We start from the raw sequence: 22,038 nt of genomic DNA on the forward strand, positions 1-22,038 counted from the left end.
TACAAGTTTAACGCCCGCGCTGAACCATAGGGAAAGCGCAGCCTGACGGACCTGTTGTGTTGATTATGTCAAGACACAGACATCATTTGTATTGATCTGAATCATGTTTCGATCTAAACTTTCAGAAATTACTGAAACTTTAGAATTTTGCACAATGAAAATGTCACCGCTTGTTACCTCCGCCGTTATTCACTTTGGTGAAATGGGCAGTCGCTGGGGCTTTAATCGCACGGTTGGCCAAATGCTTGCATTAATCGTATTGCATGAAGAGCCGTTATCGGCACAAGAAATTGCCGATGCGCTGAGTATTTCCAGAGGCAATACCAGTATGGGGTTAAAAGAGTTGCAAGCCTGGCAGTTAGTTAAGCAGCATCATATACCCGGCGAACGCAAAGAGTTTTTTGTACCAGCGGGATCAATTTGGGTACTCGCAAACCGGGTATTTGAAGAGCGCCGTAAGCGTGAAATTGACCCCACCATGTCGCTGCTGCGGGATTTAATGATGGACTCACCAACCGGTGATCAGGACGTAAATGTACAGGCGCGTCTGAACGAAATTCATGATCTGTTGGAGTCCGTCACGGCCTGGTCTCAGGAGTTGCAGAACCTGGGCCCGGAAAAACTTGATACGTTAATGAAACTCGGCTCCGGTGTGGGGCGTATTCTAGAGTTCAAAGACAAACTTCTTCCTGCAAAATCAAAGTAATCAGGAGCTTATAGTGGATGTATTCATATTATCCAGACTTCAGTTTGCGCTGAATATTAGTTTTCACATCTTATTTCCGACAATAACCATGGCCCTGGGCTGGTTCTTGTTCTATTTTAAATTTCGCTCCAACGTAAGCGGGAATCCGATATGGATGCGTATCTATCGGTTTTGGGTACGGGTTTTCGCCCTGACCTTTGCTTTAGGTGTGGTGTCTGGTGTCACTATGTCGTTCCAGTTCGGTACCAACTGGCCGGGCTTTATGGAAAAAGCCGGTAATGTGGCCGGGCCGCTGCTCGGCTATGAAGTGCTGACCGCGTTTTTTCTGGAGGCCACCTTCTTAGGCATTATGTTGTTTGGCATGCGGCGCGTACCAAACTGGCTGCATACGCTGGCTACACTAGTGGTTGCGGTGGGCACAACTTTGTCAGCGTTTTGGATTTTATCGCTCAATAGCTGGATGCATACGCCACAGGGCCACGAAGTCATCGATGGCGTTGTGTATGCCAAAGACTGGTCAGCGATTATTTTTAATCCGTCGTTTCCCTATCGTTTTACCCACATGATGTTAGCGTCGGGGTTAACCGCCAGTTTTCTGATTGCCGGATTATCGGCCTATCGTTTAGCCATTGGCGACGATAAAGTTGCGCCTAAACTGGCCCTTAAAACCGCTACTTATACGGCTGCGGTATTAATTCCCCTGCAGATTTTCGCCGGTGACTTACACGGTTTGAACACGCTTGAACATCAGCCACAAAAAGTAGCGGCAATGGAAGGCGTATGGGAGACCGAGCGGGGCGCCCCCTTGCTGTTGTTCGCCATTCCGGATGAGTCGAGCAGAAGCAATCACTTTGAAATTGGCATTCCTAACCTGGCGAGCGTTATTCTCACTCATGATCCGAATGGCGAAATTAAAGGCCTAAATGAGTTTAAGGGCGAGCACCCGCCTGTGGCTCCGGTATTTTATTCATTCCGGGTGATGGTAGGAATGGGCATGTTGATGCTTTTAACTGCCTGGCTTGGTGCGTTTTATCTGTATCGACAAGGTGCGCTGCCTGACTGGCTGAGCAAAGTCTTTATCGCAATGACCTTTAGCGGCTGGGTGGCAACCCTGGCTGGCTGGTACGTGACCGAAGTGGGTCGTCAGCCTTATCTGGTCAGTGGTGTACTGGCTACCAAAGACGCCGTAACTTCCTTACCGTCAACCAATGTAGCGCTGTCTTTCAGTTTGTACGTGGTGATTTATGCAGTGCTGCTGGTGGCCTACATTCGCACTCTTACGTTGATGTGCCGTAAGTCAGTTGGCGTAGAGGAAATGACCGAGGCAGACCCGGCCAGTCGCTCACGTAACAAACTTGATGTAGCCCAAAGTCACAGGGTCTGTTGACATTTGGTGTACAAATTTTGGTCTAAATGAAAGCATTTTAATCGCGAAACAGTCCTGCCGACCTAGTGGTTCTAAGTCAAAGGGCTGTGACAAAGAGTAAAATGCTTTCATAACGACCCCTTCGGGCAGCGCCCGGTAACCGGCTAGTGTGTGCCATTTATACTGCGTTGACTGTTTTTGATTTAGACCCACTAGACCTGCAAACAGCCGCCTGGTCTAAATGGCACACACTTGCCAGCTATGGACCGCTGCAAAAATGCACAACAAACGTCAACAGACCCTAGGAGAAAAACATGCCTTTCGAATCACTATCTGCTGAAACTTTGGGTAATATTTACATAGGTTTATTAGGGCTCGCTGTACTGTTGTATGCCGTGCTTGACGGTTATGATCTGGGGGTGGGGGTGTTATTCCCGCCCCACAACGAACAGTTTAAAGATGACATGATCGCTTCAATCGGCCCCTACTGGGACGCCAATGAAACCTGGCTGGTACTGGCAGTTGGCATTCTGCTGATTGCCTTTCCACAAGCCCACAGTGATATACTGCAAACCTTGTATATTCCGGCAACGTTTATGTTGCTGGGGCTTATTTTGCGCGGCGTGTCTTTCGACTTTCGGGCCAAAGTGGCGCAAACCAATAAACCTAAGTGGGACACTTGCTTTAAATACGGCTCACTGCTTACCACGCTATCGCAGGGCTACATGCTGGGTATTTGGGTCACGGGATTACGTACCGATATTTACGCTCAGGGCTTTGCCTTACTTGCGGCGCTGGGAGTCACAGCAGCCTATGCGTTTATTGGTGCCTGCTGGTTAATCCTTAAAACTGAAGGCGATCTGCAAACCAAGGCATTCACCTGGGCCAGGCGTTGCCTGTTGGTCCTTGCCGGAGGCATAGGGGCTGTGAGTGTGCTTAATTTGTTGCTTCATAATGAGGTGCGTGCACTGTGGCTTGATAGCCCCCTTGGTCTGGTATTAATGACGATTCCGGTGACCTGTTTTGGCTTGTTGATACTGTGTGCACTGGTGCTCAAAAAGCTGCCTAAAGCAGAAGGCAAAGGCGAGTGGCTGCCCTTTGCGATTGCCTTGCTGGTGTTTGTGTTATGTTTTGGTGCCTTTGGTGTGAGTTATTATCCTTATGTGGTGCCGGGTAAACTCACCATTATGGATGCCCTCAGTGATGCCAACTCTTTACGCTTTTTATTAGTAGGCACAGTGGTTGTGGTGCCTTGCATTCTGGCCTATACCGTACTGGTATATCGAATTTTTGCCGGGAAGTCACAAAAACTGTCTTATTACTAAGGAATGTATTGGGCCAGCAGCGTCTCTTTTGAAGGCGGCGCGAGGCGGCTAACAATAGATGTGTAACATCCCATGTAGTGCCCGGCTCTCTTCAGATCCGGGCACTCTGTCGTTACGTTCTTCGCCTGGTGTCCGGTGCTTGCAAAGGCCAGGTGTTAACCGGCGCGACCCTGTGGCCGGAAAACTAAGGTACTTTACTCACAAATACTCTTTTACAGTGTTTTTTAACTGCTCACGTCTTTTTGTGGTTTAAATAATTCAGGTATGGCAGTATTTATCAGGAATAACAGTGCAAAGAATGCGCTGAATTTGTAGTGATATTTGATTAAGGACTTTCAAAATGCAAGTGTCAAAATGGTCTCCCATGCTAACAGTCGCGTTAGCAGTTTCTTTTTTAACGGCCTGCGGTGGCGGAGGTGGCGGGGGTTCTACAACGCCTCGAGTTAATAATCCACCACCAGCAAACGTCGCACCTGTTGCCAATGCGGGTTCAGATCAGAGCGTTGATGAACTCACCCTCGTTACCCTATCAGGTTCAGGGACAGACAGTGACGGAAGCATTAGCAGTTACGCCTGGTCACAACTGGCTGGTACGGCAGTCACCTTAAGTGATGTTAACACTCAATCAGTCAGCTTTGATGCCCCAGATGTGTCAGCAGATGAAGTCCTGACTTTTCAATTGACCGTTACCGATAACGATGGCGATAGTGGCACCGATGTCGTGGCTATAACAGTCAGAGATATCACTCCTCCTTCAGGGCCTGTTGAACCAACCTGGGTAGCCGGCGTTTACGAACCTCAGGCCGACTATATTGCCAGGTGTGAAGTACCCCGCACCGGTATTGACCCGTTTTCAGGTCAGCCTTACCCCGATGAGGAAGGCACAGCAATGGACGAAAAGCTGTGGCTGCGGTCCTGGACCAATGATACCTATCTTTGGTACGACGAAGTAGACGACAACGACCCGGCTAATTATTCGGTGCTGGGTTATTTTGATCAACTCAAAACCAACGCGTTAACCCCGACGGGCACGCCCAAAGACAATTTTCATTTTTCTCAGGCCACCGACGAATACAACGAACTCACGCAAACCGGGGTATCATCAGGATACGGTATTAAATGGGAATTTGTACGCTCTGCGCCTCCTCGTGAACTCATTGTTCGTTATACCGAGCCTGACTCACCAGCCAGTCTCGCTGGGATCCCCCGTGGCGCCAGTGTTAAACGGGTAAACGGTGTAGACTTTGTGGATGGCGGTACTCAGGCGCAGGTTGACATACTCAATGACGGTTTGTTTCCGGCTGAAAATGGCACCACAGCAAGTTTTGTTTTTGAGCGGGTGGATGGCACGGAACTCGCCGTCGATCTCACCTCTGCGGATGTGGCCGTTGTGCCGGTACAAAATGTGCGGGTGTTTGACACGGCGGCAGGAAAAACCGGCTATTTTCAGTTTAATACCTTTATCAGAACCGCGCAGGATGGCCTAATTAACACCGTTGAGCAGTTTGTCGATGAAAACGTGACTGAGCTGGTGATTGACCTGCGTTACAACGGCGGCGGATTGCTGGCTCTCGCCTCACAGCTGTCTTATATGGTGGCGGGACCGAGTCAGACCAACAACGCTATTTTTGAAACCCTGCAGTTCAACGATAAAAATCCCGACTACGATCCGGTAACGGGTCGCGCTATCCGGCCTACGCCTTTTTACGGTAATGTCATTGACTACAACGCTGGTGTTCTTACCAGTGAGGTTTTACCCAGTTTGTCGTTAACCCGCATTTACGTGCTAACTACCGATAATACCTGCTCTGCAAGTGAGGCGGTTATGAACTCGTTGCGCGGTATTGATGTAGAAGTGGTGCAGATTGGTGGTTCAACGTGTGGTAAGCCCTATGGCTTTTATCCCACCGATAACTGCGGCACGACGTATTTCACTATTCAGTTTCAGGGGGTAAACAATAAAGGTTTTGGCGATTACGCTGATGGTTTTATACCGACATCCAGCCCCAATTTCGATTTTGAATTACCCGGGTGCGATGTTGCGGATGACTTTAGTGCCCCGCTGGGTGATCCCAACGAAGGGATGTTGTCAGCGGCACTGGCGTACGCCGAAACGGGAGCCTGTCCGGTTACTGCCTCATCGTCAACAACCTCAACGAACGCGGTGGCGGCAAGTCAGTATGCTGAATCGAATCTCTCCATAAAAAGGCCGGAAGCGCTTCGCAATGCATTGATTCTGCATAACAAAATCAATGAGCCTATTATTCGGGAAACGCAGCAATGAGAGTGCGTAATTGGCTTATTTCACTTTTTGCCATGCCGTTTGCCTTAGCAAGCGGTTGTGCAGCAACCTCGGTGGAGTCGCCTCAGGAGGCGCGCTTGGCATCGTTAACGGCGGCGCAAAAAGCACAGCTGGAAGCCCATATCAGTCAATGGTTTGGTGGCATTGCCATTAAGTTGGCAGACAATGCGTTTACGCAGTCATCAACGCTGACAATTGAGCGGCGCGCCCACACTGACAGCAGAGGCTTACCCATTGAGGGGCGACACGACAATCCCGCGTTTGCGTTTACTCTGTTAAAACAAGGCGAAGCGTGTTTACTCAACAACGACAACTCTGGTGAGCAGGTTGAACTGACTGACGTTGAGTGCATTGTTGTTGACAAATAGGGGGGGCTGACAAATAGGGCGGCTATGTGGTGTCGCCTGGGCGTATCAGGCTATTAACCTACAACTGCTTATCCTCGATAACGAACACCACAGTATAGTCGGCTAACGCCGGCTATACTGCTTTTACAGGCCCTGGTTATGCAAATGCTTTGGCAGGGTGTTTAGCCATCGGGGATAGTCTTTTGTTAATAAGGCGGCTGGCCAGCGGCCATACCAGTCGTAACCAGTGCGCCGCTCACGGGATATGTCAGCGAGCGTTGCCACCCGTTTACCTTCGCGATTGGCAAGTAATGGCTGATTGGTATCAATGTCGTAAAACCGGGCCCAGATGGGCTCAGCCGCGGGAGCGTCAACGATAATTCGATCCCAGTCTGAACTGTGGTACTTATACCGCACAGGCTCAGCATCGACTCTGATCATATCGATACCGGTTAACTTTGCTTGCTCAAACCATTGCACCGCTGCTTTGATAGCGGCGATTTTTTCGGCTGTGGGGTTGTCATCCTGCATGAGATACCTGACCACATCAACACTTTCACGGCTTACCACGCTGGCCAGTTCAAAGGCTCTGCCCTGGGTAGGTTGCAGTGTTTCAGCATCGTACTGACCGGCCCAGATAGTCGGGGTGTGACCGATACGAACCTGAAGCTTAAGCAATAGCTCATCCCCTTTTCGGTGGGCAATGCGAATGCGTTGACGTAGCGCATCGGGAATAAAATCAAACCGGGCACTGCCTTGTTTAATCTCCAGCAGTAAGCCTAATACGCCAGCCATAACATCATCCATAATGGTAATGTGTCCGCGGTAGCCATTGTTAAGCGGGGGCGAGTGGGTGAAGCCACCGTTGTCTAACTGTGCAGTTAAGATAAAGTTGAGGCCAGCAATTGCTGCCTGTTTATACTTTACGATGCCTGTTTGTTGATACACGTCTGCCAGATAGCGAATTTGTGGGTAGACATTGCGATTATCAAAGCTGGTATCGGTGGCGTTTTTGAGCGTTGCCTGCTGCACCAGCTCGGCCTGGGTCAAGATACGCAGCGGATTTTTATTTTCGGGCCAGCCACCGTTAGCGCGCTGATAAACTAAAATGTTATCGGCGATTTGGGTAATCTGGTGTGGCTGATAGCGTCCTTGCTGGTCGTCATGGTGCTGATCGTTCCAGTGTTTAATGACATCGTTAAATGCCGATATTTCAATTGTACTGTATGACGGGGATTGGGGTGACTGACAGCCAACGGCAGCCAAACCTGATAACAGCAGGGCGACGTGTCTGAACACAGTGGAAGCTTTTATCCTCATCACAACACCCCTCCGTCTTACCTCATAAAAGCTTATTTTTTGGCGTTTGCATTATCAGTAAAAACCTCATTTAAGTACAAGGCTATACGGATCCCCGCCATTTGTAAGCGGCGTTTTACCGTAGGCATATGGTCGTAAAGGTAGTCATAGGCCATTCGGTTAGCATCTTTTGGGTAAATGGTATCGCGTATCTCAGTGCTTTCGGTAATCCACACCGCAGGATCGGTTGCGTGCCAGTCGGCAATGTTCTGCGCGGTAATTTTTTTATTCAGCCAGTTGCTCCATTCTGAGTAAGACAGCTCTTTTTGTTCGAGCATTTGGGTATCCCACACGCGGTGCAGGTTGGAGTCCTGCCAGAAAAACCGCACTTTGACGTCGTTACCACCACGGTCGGTGCCATTACCGGCGTGCAGCGGTTGATGCAAATCGCCGATCAGATGTACTAAAAACCGCAGCGCCAGTTGTTTGTCCGCCAGCGATGCAGCGGGATTTTTTAAGGTGGTGGTGAACTGCTCAATAGCCGTGTAAGCATCGCCTTCATCAGGCGCATCCACGTCATGGTAGTGTTTGCCTTCTGGTACGGTGACATAGTGCCAGGGCGACGCTGTACGCTGCCAGAATTCAGAAGGGTTTGAGCGCATATCGTCGGCATAGGTGGCTGCTTCGGCCAGGGATTCAAGTGGTAACAGCACCTCAATCTGACCTTGTGCGGCCGGACTTAAATATTGTTCAGCGATAGCGCCGGTAATACGGTGGCCATTCTGGCCCCAGCCCAAGGCCGGTAAACTGACCAGTGATGAAGCGATTATCAGCAGTGCAACAGGTGCGGTTATAACACGTTTTAGCATTTATGATTCCTTGGCGGTAATGATGAGACTGTTTGCGACCAGGCAACGCCCTCAATTATTTATTTTGGTATCCCCAGCGGGCCATCAATGTTTGGTCGACACCCAGGTGGTCCAGCACGCGAGCCACCACAAAGTCGACCAGGTCCTCGATAGTTTTGGGCTGATGATAAAACCCCGGGGAGGCGGGCATAATGGTAGCGCCGGTTTGTGACAGTTTTAGCATATTTTCCAAATGGATGCTCGACAGTGGCATCTCCCGTGTCACCAGTATAAGCTGCCCGCGCTCTTTTAGCACTACATCGGCAGCGCGCTCAATCAGATTATCACAGGCCCCCACCGCGATGGATGACAAGGTGCCGGTGGAGCAAGGACAAACCACCATTTGCCGGGGTGCCGCGGAGCCTGATGCCACCGGCGAAAACCATTCTTCTTTGCCACATACGCGAATCTGACCGGGGCTGGCGTTAAACCGCTCGGTAAAAAATGCACTGGCGGCCTCGGGTTGAGCCGGTATTTTAAGATCTTCTTCGGTGGCAAAAACCACGCGTGCCGCTGAGGAGATCAGCACAAACACCTGGTATTCAGCTGCCACTAACTGCTGTAACAAGCGCAGTGCATAAGGCGCGCCTGATGCGCCGGTAATGCCTAAGGTAATAGATTTGTTCATTGACGTTCTCATGATGCTTTACCGGCTAATACATCAAGTAGCTTATTATGGATCCCGCCAAAGCCACCATTACTCATGATTAGCACGTGGTCGCCAGGCTGCAGCAAGGTAGATAGCTGGTGGATAATGGCATCAACACTGCGAAATACCTGAGTGGGGGTGTTGCTGTGTTTAGCCAGCTTTGCCATAGACCACCCCAGATTATCCGGTTCAAACAGTAGCACTTCGTCGGCTTCCTGCCAGGAATCGACCAGTACATCTTTGTGAATGCCCATTTTCATGGTGTTGGAGCGCGGCTCCAGTACACCAATAATGCGCGCATCGCCGACCTTTTTACGCAGGCCATCCAAGGTGGTTTTGATTGCGGTCGGGTGATGGGCAAAGTCATCGTACACCGTAATGTCTTTAATGCAGCCGCGCACTTCCATGCGCCTTTTTACATTTTCAAACTCACTGAGCGCCGCCAGTGCATCGGGTAATGTGACCCCTGCATGGTGCGCCGCAGCAATGGCCATCAGGGCGTTATCAACATTGTGCTGACCAAGTAAGTGCCAGTGCACCTGACCCACTAATTCATTTTGATACAGGACATTAAAGGCCGAACCGTCGGTATTAATAAGCTCAGCGTGCCAGTGACGGCCAAGAAATTGCTGTTCGCTCCAACAGCCTTTATCTAACACGGCTTCAAGGTTGACATCGGTATCGGGCGACAGGACTAACCCGGTAGCGGGCACGGTGCGTACTAAATGATGGAATTGCGTTTGGATAGCGGCTAAATCGGCGAAGATGTCGGCATGATCAAACTCTAAATTGTTCATTACCAGTGTTCGTGGGCGATAATGGACAAACTTAGAGCGCTTGTCGAAAAAGGCACTGTCATATTCGTCGGCCTCAATCACAAAAAACGGGCTGTCACCGATCCGGGCTGAAATCCCGAAGTTTTGCGGGATACCGCCAATTAAAAACCCCGGTGTAAGCCCAGCATATTCTAAGATCCATGCCACCATTGACGATGTTGTGGTTTTGCCATGCGTACCAGCAACGCCAATCACCCAGCGGTCTGTGAGCAGATTGTCCAGCAACCACTGGGGACCGCTGGTGTAAGGAAGATTACGATCCAGAACATACTCAACAGCCGGATTACCGCGTGACATGGCGTTACCAATAATCACCATATCCGGAGTGGGTTTAAACTGGGACGGATCATAACCTTCGGTTAAGGTTATGCCCAGCGCTTCAAGTTGGGTGCTCATCGGTGGATAAACGTTGCGATCGGAGCCGGTAACCGTGTGCCCCAGGGATTTCGCAATTGCCGCAATGCCGCCCATAAAACTGCCACAAATTCCTAAAATGTGAACGTGCATTAACTTTCCTGCATTAATTTCATATCCGGATACTTTACCAGATGCATACAGTGATGCCTAAACTGAAAATGTGGGCCGGTGAACGGGGTATCCTCTACCCGATTAATCCAAAGCAGGTGCCATTGCCGACAGGATGGACAAAAAACTGACCACCGCCGTGCTCGACGTAGCAATTAAAAAGATGAACGCACCACCGGTGCGATCTGTCGAAATGGTCATGGTTCAGATTTCCGTGTTCCGCGCGTTATGATACAACAGTTTATATTGATGATAATTGTGGAAGCACATTAGCCTCGGTAGTCGGGGCAGTGTTATTAAGGAACCATTAAAATGAATCGATTGATAATTGGATTGGCTGCTCTGGCTTTAGCAGGGTGTGAGGCTAATGATGTTAACGCCAGCGACGCCGCCGCGACCGAAAACGCCTGTGCTGCCCTGGCCGGGCTTGATATAACGAACACCAACATTATCAGCGCGGCAGAAAAACCGGCCGGTCCATTTAACGTTGGTGCAGGCCCTGCCAGCACATCGGTAGCGTTGCCCGCGCATTGCTATGTTGAGGGCATTAGCAATCAACGCACCGGTGCAGATGGTAAAACTTACGGCCTGGGCTTTGCGCTGGCCATGCCCGCAGACTGGAACGGTCGCTTCCTGTTTCAGGGTGGTGGTGGCCTCAATGGTACTGTACATCCACCATTGGGAGGCAATGCTGCGGGTGATACGCCGGCTTTGGCACGCGGTTTTGCGGTGATCTCCACCGATGGTGGACATAAAGGGCAGGGTGGGTTCGATGCTTCCTTTATGGCCGATCAGCAAGCAGCGCTCGACTTTACCGGGCAGTCTGTGGCCAAAGTGACCGAACTGGGCAAGGAGATTGTAAAGACCTACTACGGGCAGGCGGCGCATCACACTTATATTTCCGGCTGTTCCACCGGTGGGCGTGAGAGTATGCTGGCTGCACAGCGCTACCCCATGCTGTTTGACGGTGCCGTGGTTGGCGCGCCAGCAATGCGAACGGGGAACTCAAATTTCGCTCTGCGCAAGGCCGTAGTTGCCTTTAACCAGGTTGCGCCACTCGATGATGAGGGCAATCCGCAGGTGAGCCGCGCTTTCTCACCGGCAGAACGTCGCGCGGTGCATGATGGGCTATTGGCGCAGTGCGACGCACTTGATGGTCTGGCAGACGGAGTGGTTGCCAATGTACGTGGCTGCGATTTCGATCCCAACTTGCTGGTCTGCGACGACAATGACACTGATTCCTGTCTCTCGCAGGCCCAGGCAAACGCCATCGATGAGGCGTTTGCACCGCTCGTAAACAGTGCCGGCTTCGAGATCTATCCGGCCTTTCCCGTTGATACCGGCATGATTGAAGGTGGGATGACTTATATTCCGGGTGACAACTTCTTCTCGCCTGGGGCGAGCGCCAAACAGATTGAAATCGACATTGATGCCGAAGACGCACAGCTGCGCAATGATCCCATGCAGGCACGCACTGACAGTTACCGCTGGACCAACTTTTCTACCTTCCTTAATCGTGGTGGTAAGATCGTGTTTTACCATGGGGTCAGCGACGCCTGGTTTTCGGCCTACGATACGCTCGGGTTTTATCAGCGTGCCAGCGACGCCAATGAAGGCTGGAGCGATGCCAGTCGTTACTATCATGTACCCGGAATGGGTCATTGCGCGGGTGGAGCCAATACCTATGATTCCTTTGACTTGCTGAGCGCAGTGGTCGACTGGGTGGAAAATGGCCAGGCGCCCCGTGATGTTATAGCCTCGCGGACCAAGCCAGAGCCTGCCAGCCGCAAGCTGTGCGCCTATCCTGAGCATCCGCACTATACCGGCGGTGACGCCACTTCTGCCGATAGCTATGAGTGTCGATAACATCGCGTCATGCCCGGTCACTGCATGTTGCCTGTAAAATGGGTTGGTAAAGGTTCGTAGTTGCAAGGTGCTGAGAGTGTGGCCTTTAAACCAACGGGCGAGCGGCTGGTCATTCTTCATGCCATAGAGCATGAATAATCGACTTGTCGCGCGCCGTGACTACGTCCCTGCTCATTGGCACTACATCAACAAGCGCAGCGACGTGCTTGTTGAATAGTCGGCCTGCTCCGGAGAATAGCTGAAGCATAGCGCTGCGCAGACCTGGCCCATGCCCGGTATATTCTGAATACCAAAACATCTGATTTCCTTTCCACCCATTGTCAGTTTACAATCTGAACAGGCTCGATTGCTGCTATGCGGCAAAGGAAGCAGCCTGTTACTACCCTACAAATAAAAAAGGCTTACATAAACCATGAAAAGACTTAATTCACAATTGCAACAAGATGGCGCGCCACTTGAGCTCATTTTGCTTATCCGTACACTTTTGGCTGGTTGTAAGGAAATTTCTTTCCGCGTCAGTCAGGGCGCACTTGCGGGGGTGTTGGGATCAACCCTGAGTGAGAATGTTCAGGGCGAAACTCAGAAAAAGCTGGACGTGATCTCCAATCAGATTTTAAAGGATATATTAAAAGAATCCGGTTATGTAAAAGCCATTTCTTCGGAAGAGGAAGATGACGTGGTGCCCTGCCATCCGGAGGGTAACTACCTGGTGAGTTTCGATCCGCTGGATGGTTCCTCAAACACTGAAATCAACAGTCTTATCGGCACGATATTCTCCATCGCCCACGCGCCGCAATGGATGGCACCTAACGATCCGGCGGCGTTTTTACAGCCCGGCTCGCAGATGGTCGCGGCGGGTTATGTGCTGTACGGCCCGTCCACGATGCTGGCCATGACCACGGGTAAAGGCACCCATATTTACACGCTGGATAAAACCCATGGTGGTTTCCTGCTGACGCATCCGAATGTGCAGGTGCCTGAACAAACCGCCGAGTTTTCGATTAATGCGTCCAACCAACGTCACTGGGAAGCGCCCATGCAACAGTATGTAAATGACTTGCTGGCCGGCGAAGAAGGGCCTATGGGTAAAAACTATAATATGCGCTGGGTCGCGGCAATGGTGGGCGACGTGCACCGTTTGTTGTGTCGCGGCGGTATCTTTATGTACCCCTATGACAAGCGCGACCCCACTAAAGCCGGTAAGTTGCGTTTATTGTACGAAGCCAACCCTATGGCCTTTTTAATTGAGCAGGCGGGCGGTTCGGCGTCGACTGGCGCAGGGCGCATTATGGAAGTGATGCCCGAAGAAATACATCAGCGCGTACCGGTTATTCTTGGCTCCAAAGACGAAGTTGAGGCCTGTCTGAGCTATTACGACTAATTGGTTAAGCAAAATAGCCTCTTTGTAGCTTGTTAGCGCGGGCTACAGGTTTTTATTTTGCGTCGATAGCCTTATACTAAAGGCCACATGATCTAATTAATAATTAACTTAAAGGACAACCCCGTATGAGCTTAAACGCCGTACCTGCAGGCAAAAATCTGCCTGACGAAGTGAATGTAATTATCGAGATCCCGGCCCATGCTGATCCGGTAAAATACGAAGTAGACAAAGATACCGGCGCGCTATTTGTTGATCGCTTTATGGCGACTTGCATGCACTATCCAACCAACTACGGTTATGTGAATAACACACTGTCAGAAGACGGCGATCCGGTTGACGTGTTAGTGATTTCTCCTTTCCCTCTGCTGGCGGGCTCTGTGATCAAGTGTCGTCCTATTGGTGTACTGAACATGACCGATGAGTCGGGCAAAGATGCCAAGGTTCTGGCTGTGCCAATCGACAAGTTGTCGGTACTGTACCGCGAAGTGTTTGAAACGTCAGATGTACAGCCGCTGCTGCTTAAGCAAATTGAACACTTCTTTGAGCATTACAAAGACTTAGAAAAAGGCAAGTGGGTTAAAATTGACGGTTGGGCAGACGCTGCCGCCGCCAAAGCTGAAATCGTATCCAGCGTAGAGCGTTACGAAGCCAGCAAATAAGTGCAGTTTAATTGCTTAGAAGGCTCGACTTGTCGGGCCTTTTTTAATTGGACGGGCGTTTTTATTATCATGGCGCGGGAGGTACTACAGTGCTCAAAATAAACTGGCTGAGTTGCTTAGCAGCCGCTTTACTATTAATGACAGCCGCATTGGTCAATGCACAGGAAGCTCAGGAGATTTACTGGGAAGATCTTGTGCCGCCTGACTTTAACGAACTTGCACCGCAATCTACCAATCACGATAACAAAATGGCTCAGTTACAGCCGAATGCCCCCGTGGTGGAGATTTACAACGGTAAACGGGTAAAGGTGCCAGGCTTTATTGTACCGCTTGAAGGTACCGCTGAATTAACCACTGAATTTCTGTTAGTGCCATTTTTTGGCGCATGTATTCATGTGCCACCGCCGCCGTCTAACCAGATTGTCTACGTTAAAATGAACGAGGGCGTGCCGGTGGAAAATCTGTACGACGCGGTGTGGGTCGAAGGGCTGTTTTCAACCACTCAGTTCAGCAGTGATATTGCATCTGCCGGTTACACGATGCAGGGAGAGGCGGTCACGGCCTACTAGTCTCCTGGTGTGTCAGGGCTGTAGCAGGCGCTTCTGCCAGCTCGTTCCGTCCCAGCTAAAATGTTCTCGCTGGTGTACACGGTTGGACATAAATGTCAGAAATTCAACGGCCTGGGGTTTGATGGTATAGCCACCCCAGAACGCCGGTCGCTGCACCGGACATTCTGCGTTGGCGAGTGCTTGCTCGAAATGCGTTAGGGGCGCTGAGTCTGCCGTCCATTCCCGGCTTTGCGCAAAGGTGGTAGTACTCATTTGCGCTTCGAAAGACCGCGTATTCCAGTACTCATCGGCGAGCTCGTTGGTAATGCGTGCAGCAGTGCCCACTACCCTGACCTGATAGCCGATATGATCCCACCAGGCAACCAAAGACACTTTAGGGTTCATTTCAATCTGCCGACCTTTTGCTGAGTTATAGGCGGTACAAAAAGTAAATCCAACGGTGCTGACAGCCTTAAGATCAACAAAGCGTGATTCAGGATAGCCTGATTGATTAATTGTCGAGATGCACACCGCGCTTTGTTGCTTTAGCGGTGAGGATTCTTTGGCCTGCTGCCATATACGTTGAAACTTATTAGTGATTAATGCATTCATGGGGTAACTCACTGGGTTGGTCAGATCGCGGTATTGTGGTGACTGCTATCTTTATTTACGTGCTACAGGGTTAATCAAACAGACCGGTATTAACCAGGGATTATTCCATAAGTGCATCAGACCGTGCAGGATAGGGCCGTGACATTTCCTGACCTGTCCGGTTTTCTCTCATGACTATTTGTTGCCATTTTGTATAAAAAATGCACTAATATTCGGCAGGGAATCCTGACATGGAGTGAACTGTAATGAATAATCCCATTAGTTGGTTTGAAATATACGTTAACGACATCGCACGGGCAAAAACGTTTTATGAAACGGTTTTAGCCATTGAACTGAGTGATTTAACCGACCCAACCAACGATACTGTGCAAATGAAAGCCTTTCCGGCCAATATGGAAAAGTATGGTGCGTCGGGGGCGCTGGTGAAAATGAGTGGTGTTGAAGCCGGCAATAACAGTGTGCTGGTGTATTTTGCCTGTGATGATACAGCTGTTGAAGAGGCCCGAATTGAAGCCGCCGGTGGTAAAATTCAACGGGCTAAATTTTCTATTGGCGATTATGGCTTCATTACCCTGGCGGTAGATACAGAAGGCGATATGTTTGGCCTGCACTCGCTGGCCTGAGCAAGGCTTGCCGATGGCCTGCGCACATATTGGTTATTAGCCGCAAAAAAAGAAAGGAGCTATGCTCCTTTCCTCATGATCGTCACTACAAGTTTTGCGCAATGGCAGAAATTACCCGGCAGAAACACGAACCACTGTCGTCTCTGCGTTGTTGTTTGTCATCGCAAGATCGTTAATCGTGACAGTCGATTTAACTCTGTTTGCAGGGCTGCTACGCGTATTTAAGTATCTAAAGGTATCTTCAGCCTGATACTTGAACGCAAACTGTGCCAATGGCAGGCCATTGCAAGTTAAGGTGTTGATGTTCCTTCTCAGGGCATCACCTAATCCCATTCGAAACAGCTGCCCCTTCATGCTCTCAACGTTGTTATTGCCTATACTGACACAAAACTGTGTTTCGAGTGATTTATCGATAGCTGTAAATTGAAAATCTTGTGCACTGATTTGACTGGTGAAAGATAAGGCGAGTGCCGCACCAGCTAATTTTAAATATTTCATATTGAACCTCCAACGAAACAATAATCCTTTAACGATAGTGGCCATCGCATTAAGTTTATTTTTGTACATCAGCAGGCGTGTCTAATGCGTATGGCCCTTACTAAAGCAAGTCCATTTAGCTTACAAACACTATAGCGGTGAAAGTGATGTATGTCAGGTTTGTTAATATGAAGTAAACAAAATATGCGATGAACGTCACATATTGTTTACAATTTGAGCGGCTGGAGTCATATATTACTGGCTTACATGGGGTACGCGTTAGCGCAGGGCCTCTATTGCCAATTAAGCATGCATAGAAAAATTCGCTTCGAAATAATAAAGTAAAATGCTCGGCGAATACCATGTCACCGCTACGTCGTGAGGTATGTCTATTACGCAGGGTGGATGGGTTAACCTGGATCTGGCGTTTGAATATTACCCAAAGCAGACTAACCGGCTTTGAAAAAAGCCTGTATCCGGATGCTTGCCGGCATATCAATTATCGGATAGCCGGGAGGTACGAATGGCGGTGACAAATTTAACCAATGGGCAGGAAATGCAGTATTCCGACTTCAGTCGTTGCCCTTACAATACGACGGTAAGCGGCCGCAATGAAGACCTGGGCCTCACTTACCGTTATTAATGCTCAGACTAGTGCTTTAATCGTCGCGGGTTAGCACTTCGAGCAGTTCAATTTCGAAGGTTAAATTACTGTTTGGCGGTATCATGGCGCCAATCTGGCGTTCACCATAGGCAAGTGCTGCAGGCACCCACAGTTTGCGCTTCCCGCCAACTTTCATGCCTTGTAATCCGAGAAACCAGCCCTGAATCACCTTATTTTTAGATAGCACCGTCTGAAAAGGGCGACCTTTTGCATAGGATGAGTCAAATTCAGTACCGTCTGCGAGCCAGCCGCGGTAGTGTGCTGTAATTAGCGCGCCTTTTTCCGCGGCTTTACCATCACCTTCAAACAAGTCTTCAACTTTCAGTTCGTCAGTCATAACAGTACTGTTAGTGCTTATCGGCGCGGCTTTGGAACTTGCGCTCTTCGGTGTTGATTTTAATCCTCTCACCGGTACTAATATATTCCGGCACCTGAACGACCAGGCCGGTAGATAAGGTCGCAGGCTTGGTGCGAGACGTAGCAGAAGCGCCCTTGATAGACGGGTCTGTTTCAACTATTTCCAGTTCCACGCTCATGGGTAAATCGAGCGCAACGGGCGTGTCACTAACGATTACTACCGAAATGCCGTCGGTGTCTTCGTTAATAAACAGTACTTCATCGGCAATGCTGTCTTTATTGAGGTGATACGGCGTGTAATCTTCTTTGTCGAGAAACACATACTCGTCACCGTCTACATAGGAAAACATCGACGGGCGACGGACCAAATCAGCCATTTCCAACATGTCTGAGTCTTTAAACGTTTCATCAAACTTTGCACCACTCACCACATCGTACATCCGCATACGATAAATACTGCCACCGGCCCTGCCTTGTGGTACTGAGCGTTCTATATCCCTGACAATACAGGTTTTACCGTTAAAAACGATGGTGTTGTTCTTTTTTATTTCGCTTGCCTTTGGCATGATAATTCCCATTTTTCACTGGCCACAACCCACGCGTGTTTGCTGGATTGCAAAACCGTATTTTCCGTGAATTTCACCACGGTGAAAAGTCTTAATCCGCGATTATTCTTATTCAGGCTGCAAATCAGTTCGACGCTCATCACAGGCGATAACAAGCGCATGGGCACGTCGCATATTAAGCATAGCTTTTTCTTCGTCGTTGTTAATGAATGATAAGGGGAGTGAAAATGGATACCAAAGCTCTCAGAGACAAAGCCTTTTTCTGCATTGGCTCAATACTTACCGCCGATGTTAAAGGCCATAAAGACCCCAAACAGGGTAGCCAGAATAAACAGCGTGGTGTGAATATGATGGGTGTACCCCAGGCCCCAAAATATAAAGTAGCCGGTAGACATAGCCAGTAATCGGGCAAACGCGATATTTATTTTTGAAGAATTAGCCAATTTTTGCCTTGTGACAGAATCTTAAGCAAAGATATCTACCTAAAACTACCAGGCTTTTAAGACATAAATTTGATAGGACCGGTATTGGTGGCTGGGGAAAGGCATTTCAACACTCACTAGCAGCGTGACGATAGAGAAGCTCTGCGAGCTGGAGCCACCAGACGTATGTCTGAAGTAAAACAAACGCATCAGTAAAGGGAGATGCTAAAGGCAGCATTGGGCAGCTTTATTATTGCTGCCCACCAACGATCTTAATTATTTTTCTGTTCGCTTTGGCTGCTATTGGCTTCCCCTTCAGCGGGTAACAAGTGGGCCGCTAACGCTTCTTTAATAGCATCTGGGATCGGGCCGGTTTTTTGTGCTTTGTAATCAAAGTACACCATGGTAGTGGTACCAGACGCGCAGCACTTACCACTTTGCCAGGCTTCCTGATAGGTTTCAAAAGAGCTGTTACCAATCCGCTTTACCCAGGTTTTTATGGTGACGCCGGGGCCATAAAAGATCTGCGCGCGAAAGTCCACCCGGTAACTGGCCAGAATGAGTGGCCAGTTTTCAATGTCCATGGTCGGGGCAAATACTTTAAACAGTGGGCCGCGGGCTTCTTCAAACCAAACCACCATAACCGTATTGCCAACATGACCGGCCCCATCGGTTTCGCTAAAGCGAACAGATAACTCCATTTCAAACATAGCAATCCTACTTCAACATGGATTTAAGGAAGTGCCCGGTATGCGACACCGTGCTTTGCGCGATCTCTTCCGGCGTACCTTCAGCAATAATCTGGCCGCCGCCCGAGCCGCCCTCAGGACCCAGATCCACCAGGTAATCAGCGGTTTTAATCACATCAAGGTTGTGCTCAATGACGACCACCGTGTTGCCATGATCCCGCAGTCTGTGCAGTACCGCCAGCAGCTGTTTAATGTCGTGGAAGTGCAAACCGGTGGTCGGCTCATCCAGTATATACAGGGTTTGGCCGGTATCGCGTTTAGACAGCTCCTTGGCCAGTTTAACGCGCTGCGCTTCACCGCCGGACAGTGTGGTTGCAGATTGACCTAAGCGTACGTAGGACAAACCAACGTCCATAAGCGTTTGCAGTTTGCGGGCTATGGCCGGGATAGGATCAAAGAAGGTACGGGCGTCCTCGATGGTCATTTCCAGCACTTCGTGAATGTTCTTATCTTTGTACTTAATTTCCAGGGTTTCACGGTTGTAACGCTTGCCCTTACAAACGTCGCAAGGCACGTAAACGTCGGGTAAAAAGTGCATTTCGACTTTAATGACGCCGTCACCCTGACACGCCTCACAGCGCCCGCCTTTGACGTTAAAACTGAAGCGACCTGGTTTGTAACCGCGTGAACGCGCTTCTTGCGTGCCGGAAAATATTTCCCGTATCGGCGTAAAGATACCGGCATAGGTGGCCGGGTTAGAGCGCGGTGTACGGCCAATGGGGCTCTGATCGATATCGACCACTTTATCGAGTAGTTCAAGCCCTTTCATAGACTTATACGGCGCCGGTTCGCTGGTGGTGGCGCCATTGAGTTCACGGTGAGCAATACGGTAAAAGGTATCGTTAATCAGGGTTGATTTACCCGAGCCTGATACGCCCGTTATGCAGGTCATTACGCCTACCGGCACCCGCAACGTGACATCCTGCAGGTTATTACCGGTAGCACCGCTAAGCTCCAGCCACTGACCATCCCTGGCCGGGTTCCTTACCGCAGGAATATCGATTTTCTCTACACCTGACAGGTATTTCCCTGTAAGTGAGTGTTCGCTATCTATGATGTCCTGTAACGATCCCTGGGCGATAATTTCACCGCCGTGTACGCCGGCGCCGGGGCCAATATCAATTACATAGTCGGCTTCGCGAATGGCATCTTCATCGTGTTCGACCACCAGTACCGTGTTACCTAAATCACGCAGGTGAGTCAGGGTTTTAAGCAGCCGCTCGTTGTCGCGCTGATGCAAACCAATAGAGGGTTCATCGAGCACATACATAACGCCGACCAACCCCGCGCCAATCTGACTGGCCAGACGAATACGCTGGGCCTCGCCACCGGAGAGCGTATCGGCACTGCGCGACAGCGACAGGTAGTTAAGCCCCACATTCACCAAAAAGCGCAGACGATCGAGGATCTCTTTTAAGATCTTGTCGGCAATCTGGGCACGTTGCCCGGCCAGCTGTAAATTTTCGAAAAAATCGAACGCGCCGGCAATCGACATATCCGCCACGGTTGGCAGGTTAGTCTGGCCGATGAATACATGGCGTGCTTCGGTACGCAAACGTGTGCCACCGCAGCTGTTACACGGCTGCTGGCTTAAAAATTTAGACAGTTCATCGCGCACGGTGTTGGATTCAGTCTCGCGATAGCGCCGCTCCATATTGGGAATAATGCCCTCAAAGGGGTGCTTGCGCTCCATGATGTCGCCGCGATCGTTAATATAACGGAAGTTAATTGACTTGCCTTTTGAGCCAAACAGCACGATGTCGCGGTGTTTATCACTGAGCTCGCCAAATGGCGCTGTTAAACTGAACTCGTAGTGATCGGCCACAGCCTGCAGCATCTGAAAGTAATAATAGCTGCGCTTGTCCCAGCCACGAATAGCGCCACCAGATAAGCTCAACTCGTCATTCACCACTACTTTGAAAGGGTCAAAGAACTGTTTTGTTCCCAGGCCGTCACAGGTGCCACAGGCACCGGCCGGATTATTAAACGAAAACATCCGCGGTTCCAGTTCGCTAATGCTGTAACCGCAGTGGGGGCAGGCAAAATTGGCGGAAAAAACGATTTCTGCTTCGTCCGGGGCGTCCATGTAAGCGACTTTGGCATTGCCTGATGACAGCTGTAATGCTGTTTCGAAAGATTCAGCTAAGCGTAACTGTAAGTCATCGCGAACCTTGAAGCGGTCAATCACCACTTCGATAGTGTGCTTTTTATGCAGATCCAGATCTGGTGGATCCGACAGGTCGCATACCTCGCCGTCAATCCGGGCGCGGATATAGCCCTGGGCTGCCAGGCCCTGGAGGGTTTTAACGTGTTCACCTTTGCGGTCTTGCACAATGGGAGCAAGCAGCATTAATTTGGTGCCTTCCGGCATTGCCAGTACCCGGTCAACCATTTGCGAGATGGTTTGTGCATCAAGGGGTACGTCATGATCAGGGCAACGTGGTGTACCCACACGGGCAAACATTAAACGCAGGTAATCGTAGATTTCGGTAATCGTACCCACCGTCGAACGCGGGTTGTGAGAGGTGGATTTTTGTTCAATGGAAATAGCCGGTGATAAGCCTTCGATGTGATCCACATCGGGCTTTTCCATCATCGATAAAAACTGGCGTGCGTAGGCCGACAGCGACTCGACATAGCGGCGCTGACCTTCGGCGTAGAGCGTATCGAATGCCAGAGACGATTTCCCCGAACCCGACAAACCGGTGATCACCACCAGTTTGTCGCGGGGAATGGTGATATCAATATTTTTCAGGTTGTGCGTACGCGCACCACGAACTTCTATATTTTCCATTCGATCCAGTTCAGAAGACAAAAGAAACAGTATGCCATAGACGGCGGTCTGTTGAAT

The 22,038-nt window shown here is 50.0% G+C and carries 22 protein-coding genes and 1 pseudogene; 12 read left to right on the plus strand and 11 right to left on the minus strand.

Annotation, left to right across the window (positions count from 1 at the left end):
• The first annotated feature begins 154 nt into the window (after positions 1-154).
• From OIK42_RS02485 to OIK42_RS02505, 5 genes are all read left to right on the plus strand, one after another.
• Positions 155-706 (plus strand): GbsR/MarR family transcriptional regulator, encoded by a 552-nt coding sequence (locus tag OIK42_RS02485; RefSeq protein ID WP_273638091.1) that lies wholly within the window; start codon positions 155-157, stop codon positions 704-706.
• 13 nt (positions 707-719) lie between these two features.
• Positions 720-2,093 (plus strand): cytochrome ubiquinol oxidase subunit I, encoded by a 1,374-nt coding sequence (locus OIK42_RS02490; protein WP_273638093.1) that lies wholly within the window; start codon positions 720-722, stop codon positions 2,091-2,093.
• A gap of 293 nt (positions 2,094-2,386) precedes the next feature.
• A complete protein-coding gene (locus OIK42_RS02495; RefSeq protein WP_273638095.1) occupies positions 2,387-3,397 on the plus strand; it encodes a cytochrome d ubiquinol oxidase subunit II in 1,011 nt (336 codons plus the stop codon).
• 340 nt (positions 3,398-3,737) lie between these two features.
• The gene (locus OIK42_RS02500; protein ID WP_273638097.1) at positions 3,738-5,681 is read left to right on the plus strand and encodes a PKD domain-containing protein; all 1,944 of its coding nucleotides are present in this window, start codon (positions 3,738-3,740) and stop codon (positions 5,679-5,681) included.
• Positions 5,678-6,067, plus strand: a complete 390-nt coding sequence (locus OIK42_RS02505; protein ID WP_273638099.1) for a hypothetical protein — start codon at positions 5,678-5,680, stop codon at positions 6,065-6,067. The genes OIK42_RS02500 and OIK42_RS02505 overlap by 4 nt, the downstream gene beginning before the upstream one ends.
• 123 nt (positions 6,068-6,190) lie before the next feature.
• Here OIK42_RS02505 and pelA read toward each other — a convergent pair whose 3' ends face one another.
• The 4 genes from pelA to mpl are packed head-to-tail and all read right to left on the minus strand — an operon-like array spanning position 6,191 to position 10,245.
• Positions 6,191-7,366 carry a pectate lyase gene (gene pelA / locus OIK42_RS02510; protein WP_273641378.1) on the minus strand — a complete coding sequence of 392 codons (1,176 nt, stop codon included), beginning with the start codon at positions 7,364-7,366 and terminating at the stop codon, positions 6,191-6,193.
• A 32-nt stretch (positions 7,367-7,398) separates the two neighbouring features.
• Positions 7,399-8,214, minus strand: a complete 816-nt coding sequence (locus OIK42_RS02515) for a S1/P1 nuclease (RefSeq protein WP_273638101.1) — start codon at positions 8,212-8,214, stop codon at positions 7,399-7,401.
• 55 nt (positions 8,215-8,269) lie between these two features.
• Entirely contained in the window at positions 8,270-8,881 is a 612-nt protein-coding gene (locus OIK42_RS02520) for a flavin prenyltransferase UbiX (protein ID WP_273638103.1), read from the minus strand.
• Positions 8,882-8,889: 8 nt separating this feature from the next.
• Positions 8,890-10,245 carry a UDP-N-acetylmuramate:L-alanyl-gamma-D-glutamyl-meso-diaminopimelate ligase gene (gene mpl, locus OIK42_RS02525; protein WP_273638105.1) on the minus strand — a complete coding sequence of 452 codons (1,356 nt, stop codon included), beginning with the start codon at positions 10,243-10,245 and terminating at the stop codon, positions 8,890-8,892.
• A 330-nt stretch (positions 10,246-10,575) separates the two neighbouring features.
• On the opposite strand from mpl, the pseudogene OIK42_RS02530 reads away from it, so the two are divergent.
• A pseudogene (locus OIK42_RS02530) lies at positions 10,576-11,598 on the plus strand (DUF6351 family protein); the annotation flags it as partial.
• A gap of 126 nt (positions 11,599-11,724) precedes the next feature.
• Positions 11,725-12,129, plus strand: coding sequence for a tannase/feruloyl esterase family alpha/beta hydrolase (locus tag OIK42_RS20450; RefSeq protein ID WP_510166949.1), 405 nt, complete (start codon positions 11,725-11,727; stop codon positions 12,127-12,129).
• 109 nt (positions 12,130-12,238) lie between these two features.
• On the opposite strand, the gene OIK42_RS02535 is transcribed toward OIK42_RS20450, so the two are convergent.
• Entirely contained in the window at positions 12,239-12,427 is a 189-nt protein-coding gene (locus OIK42_RS02535) for a hypothetical protein (RefSeq protein WP_273638109.1), read from the minus strand.
• Between the two features lie 114 nt (positions 12,428-12,541).
• Here OIK42_RS02535 and OIK42_RS02540 point away from each other — a divergent pair, with 114 nt between their 5' ends.
• The 3 genes from OIK42_RS02540 (at position 12,542) to OIK42_RS02550 (ending at position 14,738) form a co-directional block, all read left to right on the plus strand.
• Positions 12,542-13,510: a class 1 fructose-bisphosphatase gene (locus tag OIK42_RS02540; protein ID WP_273638111.1), complete on the plus strand. Its 969-nt coding sequence runs from the start codon at positions 12,542-12,544 to the stop codon at positions 13,508-13,510.
• A gap of 125 nt (positions 13,511-13,635) precedes the next feature.
• On the plus strand, positions 13,636-14,169 hold the full coding sequence (gene ppa / locus OIK42_RS02545; protein WP_273638113.1) for an inorganic diphosphatase: 534 nt from the start codon (positions 13,636-13,638) through the stop codon (positions 14,167-14,169).
• Between the two features lie 137 nt (positions 14,170-14,306).
• Positions 14,307-14,738, plus strand: coding sequence for a DUF3299 domain-containing protein (locus OIK42_RS02550; protein WP_273638115.1), 432 nt, complete (start codon positions 14,307-14,309; stop codon positions 14,736-14,738).
• A 12-nt stretch (positions 14,739-14,750) separates the two neighbouring features.
• On the opposite strand, the gene OIK42_RS02555 is transcribed toward OIK42_RS02550, so the two are convergent.
• Positions 14,751-15,329 (minus strand): pyridoxine/pyridoxamine 5'-phosphate oxidase, encoded by a 579-nt coding sequence (locus OIK42_RS02555; protein WP_273638117.1) that lies wholly within the window; start codon positions 15,327-15,329, stop codon positions 14,751-14,753.
• 245 nt (positions 15,330-15,574) lie between these two features.
• On the opposite strand from OIK42_RS02555, the gene OIK42_RS02560 reads away from it, so the two are divergent.
• The gene (locus OIK42_RS02560; RefSeq protein WP_273638119.1) at positions 15,575-15,952 is read left to right on the plus strand and encodes a VOC family protein; all 378 of its coding nucleotides are present in this window, start codon (positions 15,575-15,577) and stop codon (positions 15,950-15,952) included.
• A 111-nt stretch (positions 15,953-16,063) separates the two neighbouring features.
• Here OIK42_RS02560 and OIK42_RS02565 read toward each other — a convergent pair whose 3' ends face one another.
• The 3 genes from OIK42_RS02565 to efpL form a co-directional block, all read right to left on the minus strand.
• Positions 16,064-16,450, minus strand: coding sequence for a DUF3718 domain-containing protein (locus OIK42_RS02565; protein WP_273638120.1), 387 nt, complete (start codon positions 16,448-16,450; stop codon positions 16,064-16,066).
• Positions 16,451-17,088: 638 nt separating this feature from the next.
• The gene (locus OIK42_RS02570) at positions 17,089-17,430 is read right to left on the minus strand and encodes an FKBP-type peptidyl-prolyl cis-trans isomerase (protein WP_273638122.1); all 342 of its coding nucleotides are present in this window, start codon (positions 17,428-17,430) and stop codon (positions 17,089-17,091) included.
• A gap of 10 nt (positions 17,431-17,440) precedes the next feature.
• Positions 17,441-18,016 (minus strand): elongation factor P-like protein EfpL, encoded by a 576-nt coding sequence (gene efpL, locus OIK42_RS02575; protein ID WP_273638124.1) that lies wholly within the window; start codon positions 18,014-18,016, stop codon positions 17,441-17,443.
• A 227-nt stretch (positions 18,017-18,243) separates the two neighbouring features.
• On the opposite strand from efpL, the gene OIK42_RS02580 reads away from it, so the two are divergent.
• Entirely contained in the window at positions 18,244-18,420 is a 177-nt protein-coding gene (locus OIK42_RS02580; RefSeq protein WP_273638125.1) for a hypothetical protein, read from the plus strand.
• Positions 18,421-18,710: 290 nt separating this feature from the next.
• Here the strand turns inward: OIK42_RS02580 and OIK42_RS02585 are convergent, their stop codons facing one another.
• Entirely contained in the window at positions 18,711-19,148 is a 438-nt protein-coding gene (locus tag OIK42_RS02585) for an acyl-CoA thioesterase (protein ID WP_273638127.1), read from the minus strand.
• Positions 19,149-19,155: 7 nt separating this feature from the next.
• Entirely contained in the window at positions 19,156-21,981 is a 2,826-nt protein-coding gene (gene uvrA / locus OIK42_RS02590) for an excinuclease ABC subunit UvrA (protein ID WP_273641380.1), read from the minus strand.
• Between the last annotated feature and the right edge of the window lie 57 nt (positions 21,982-22,038).

Origin of the sequence: Alteromonas gilva (assembly GCF_028595265.1) — a bacterium.
Classification (GTDB): Bacteria; Pseudomonadota; Gammaproteobacteria; order Enterobacterales; family Alteromonadaceae; genus Alteromonas; species Alteromonas gilva.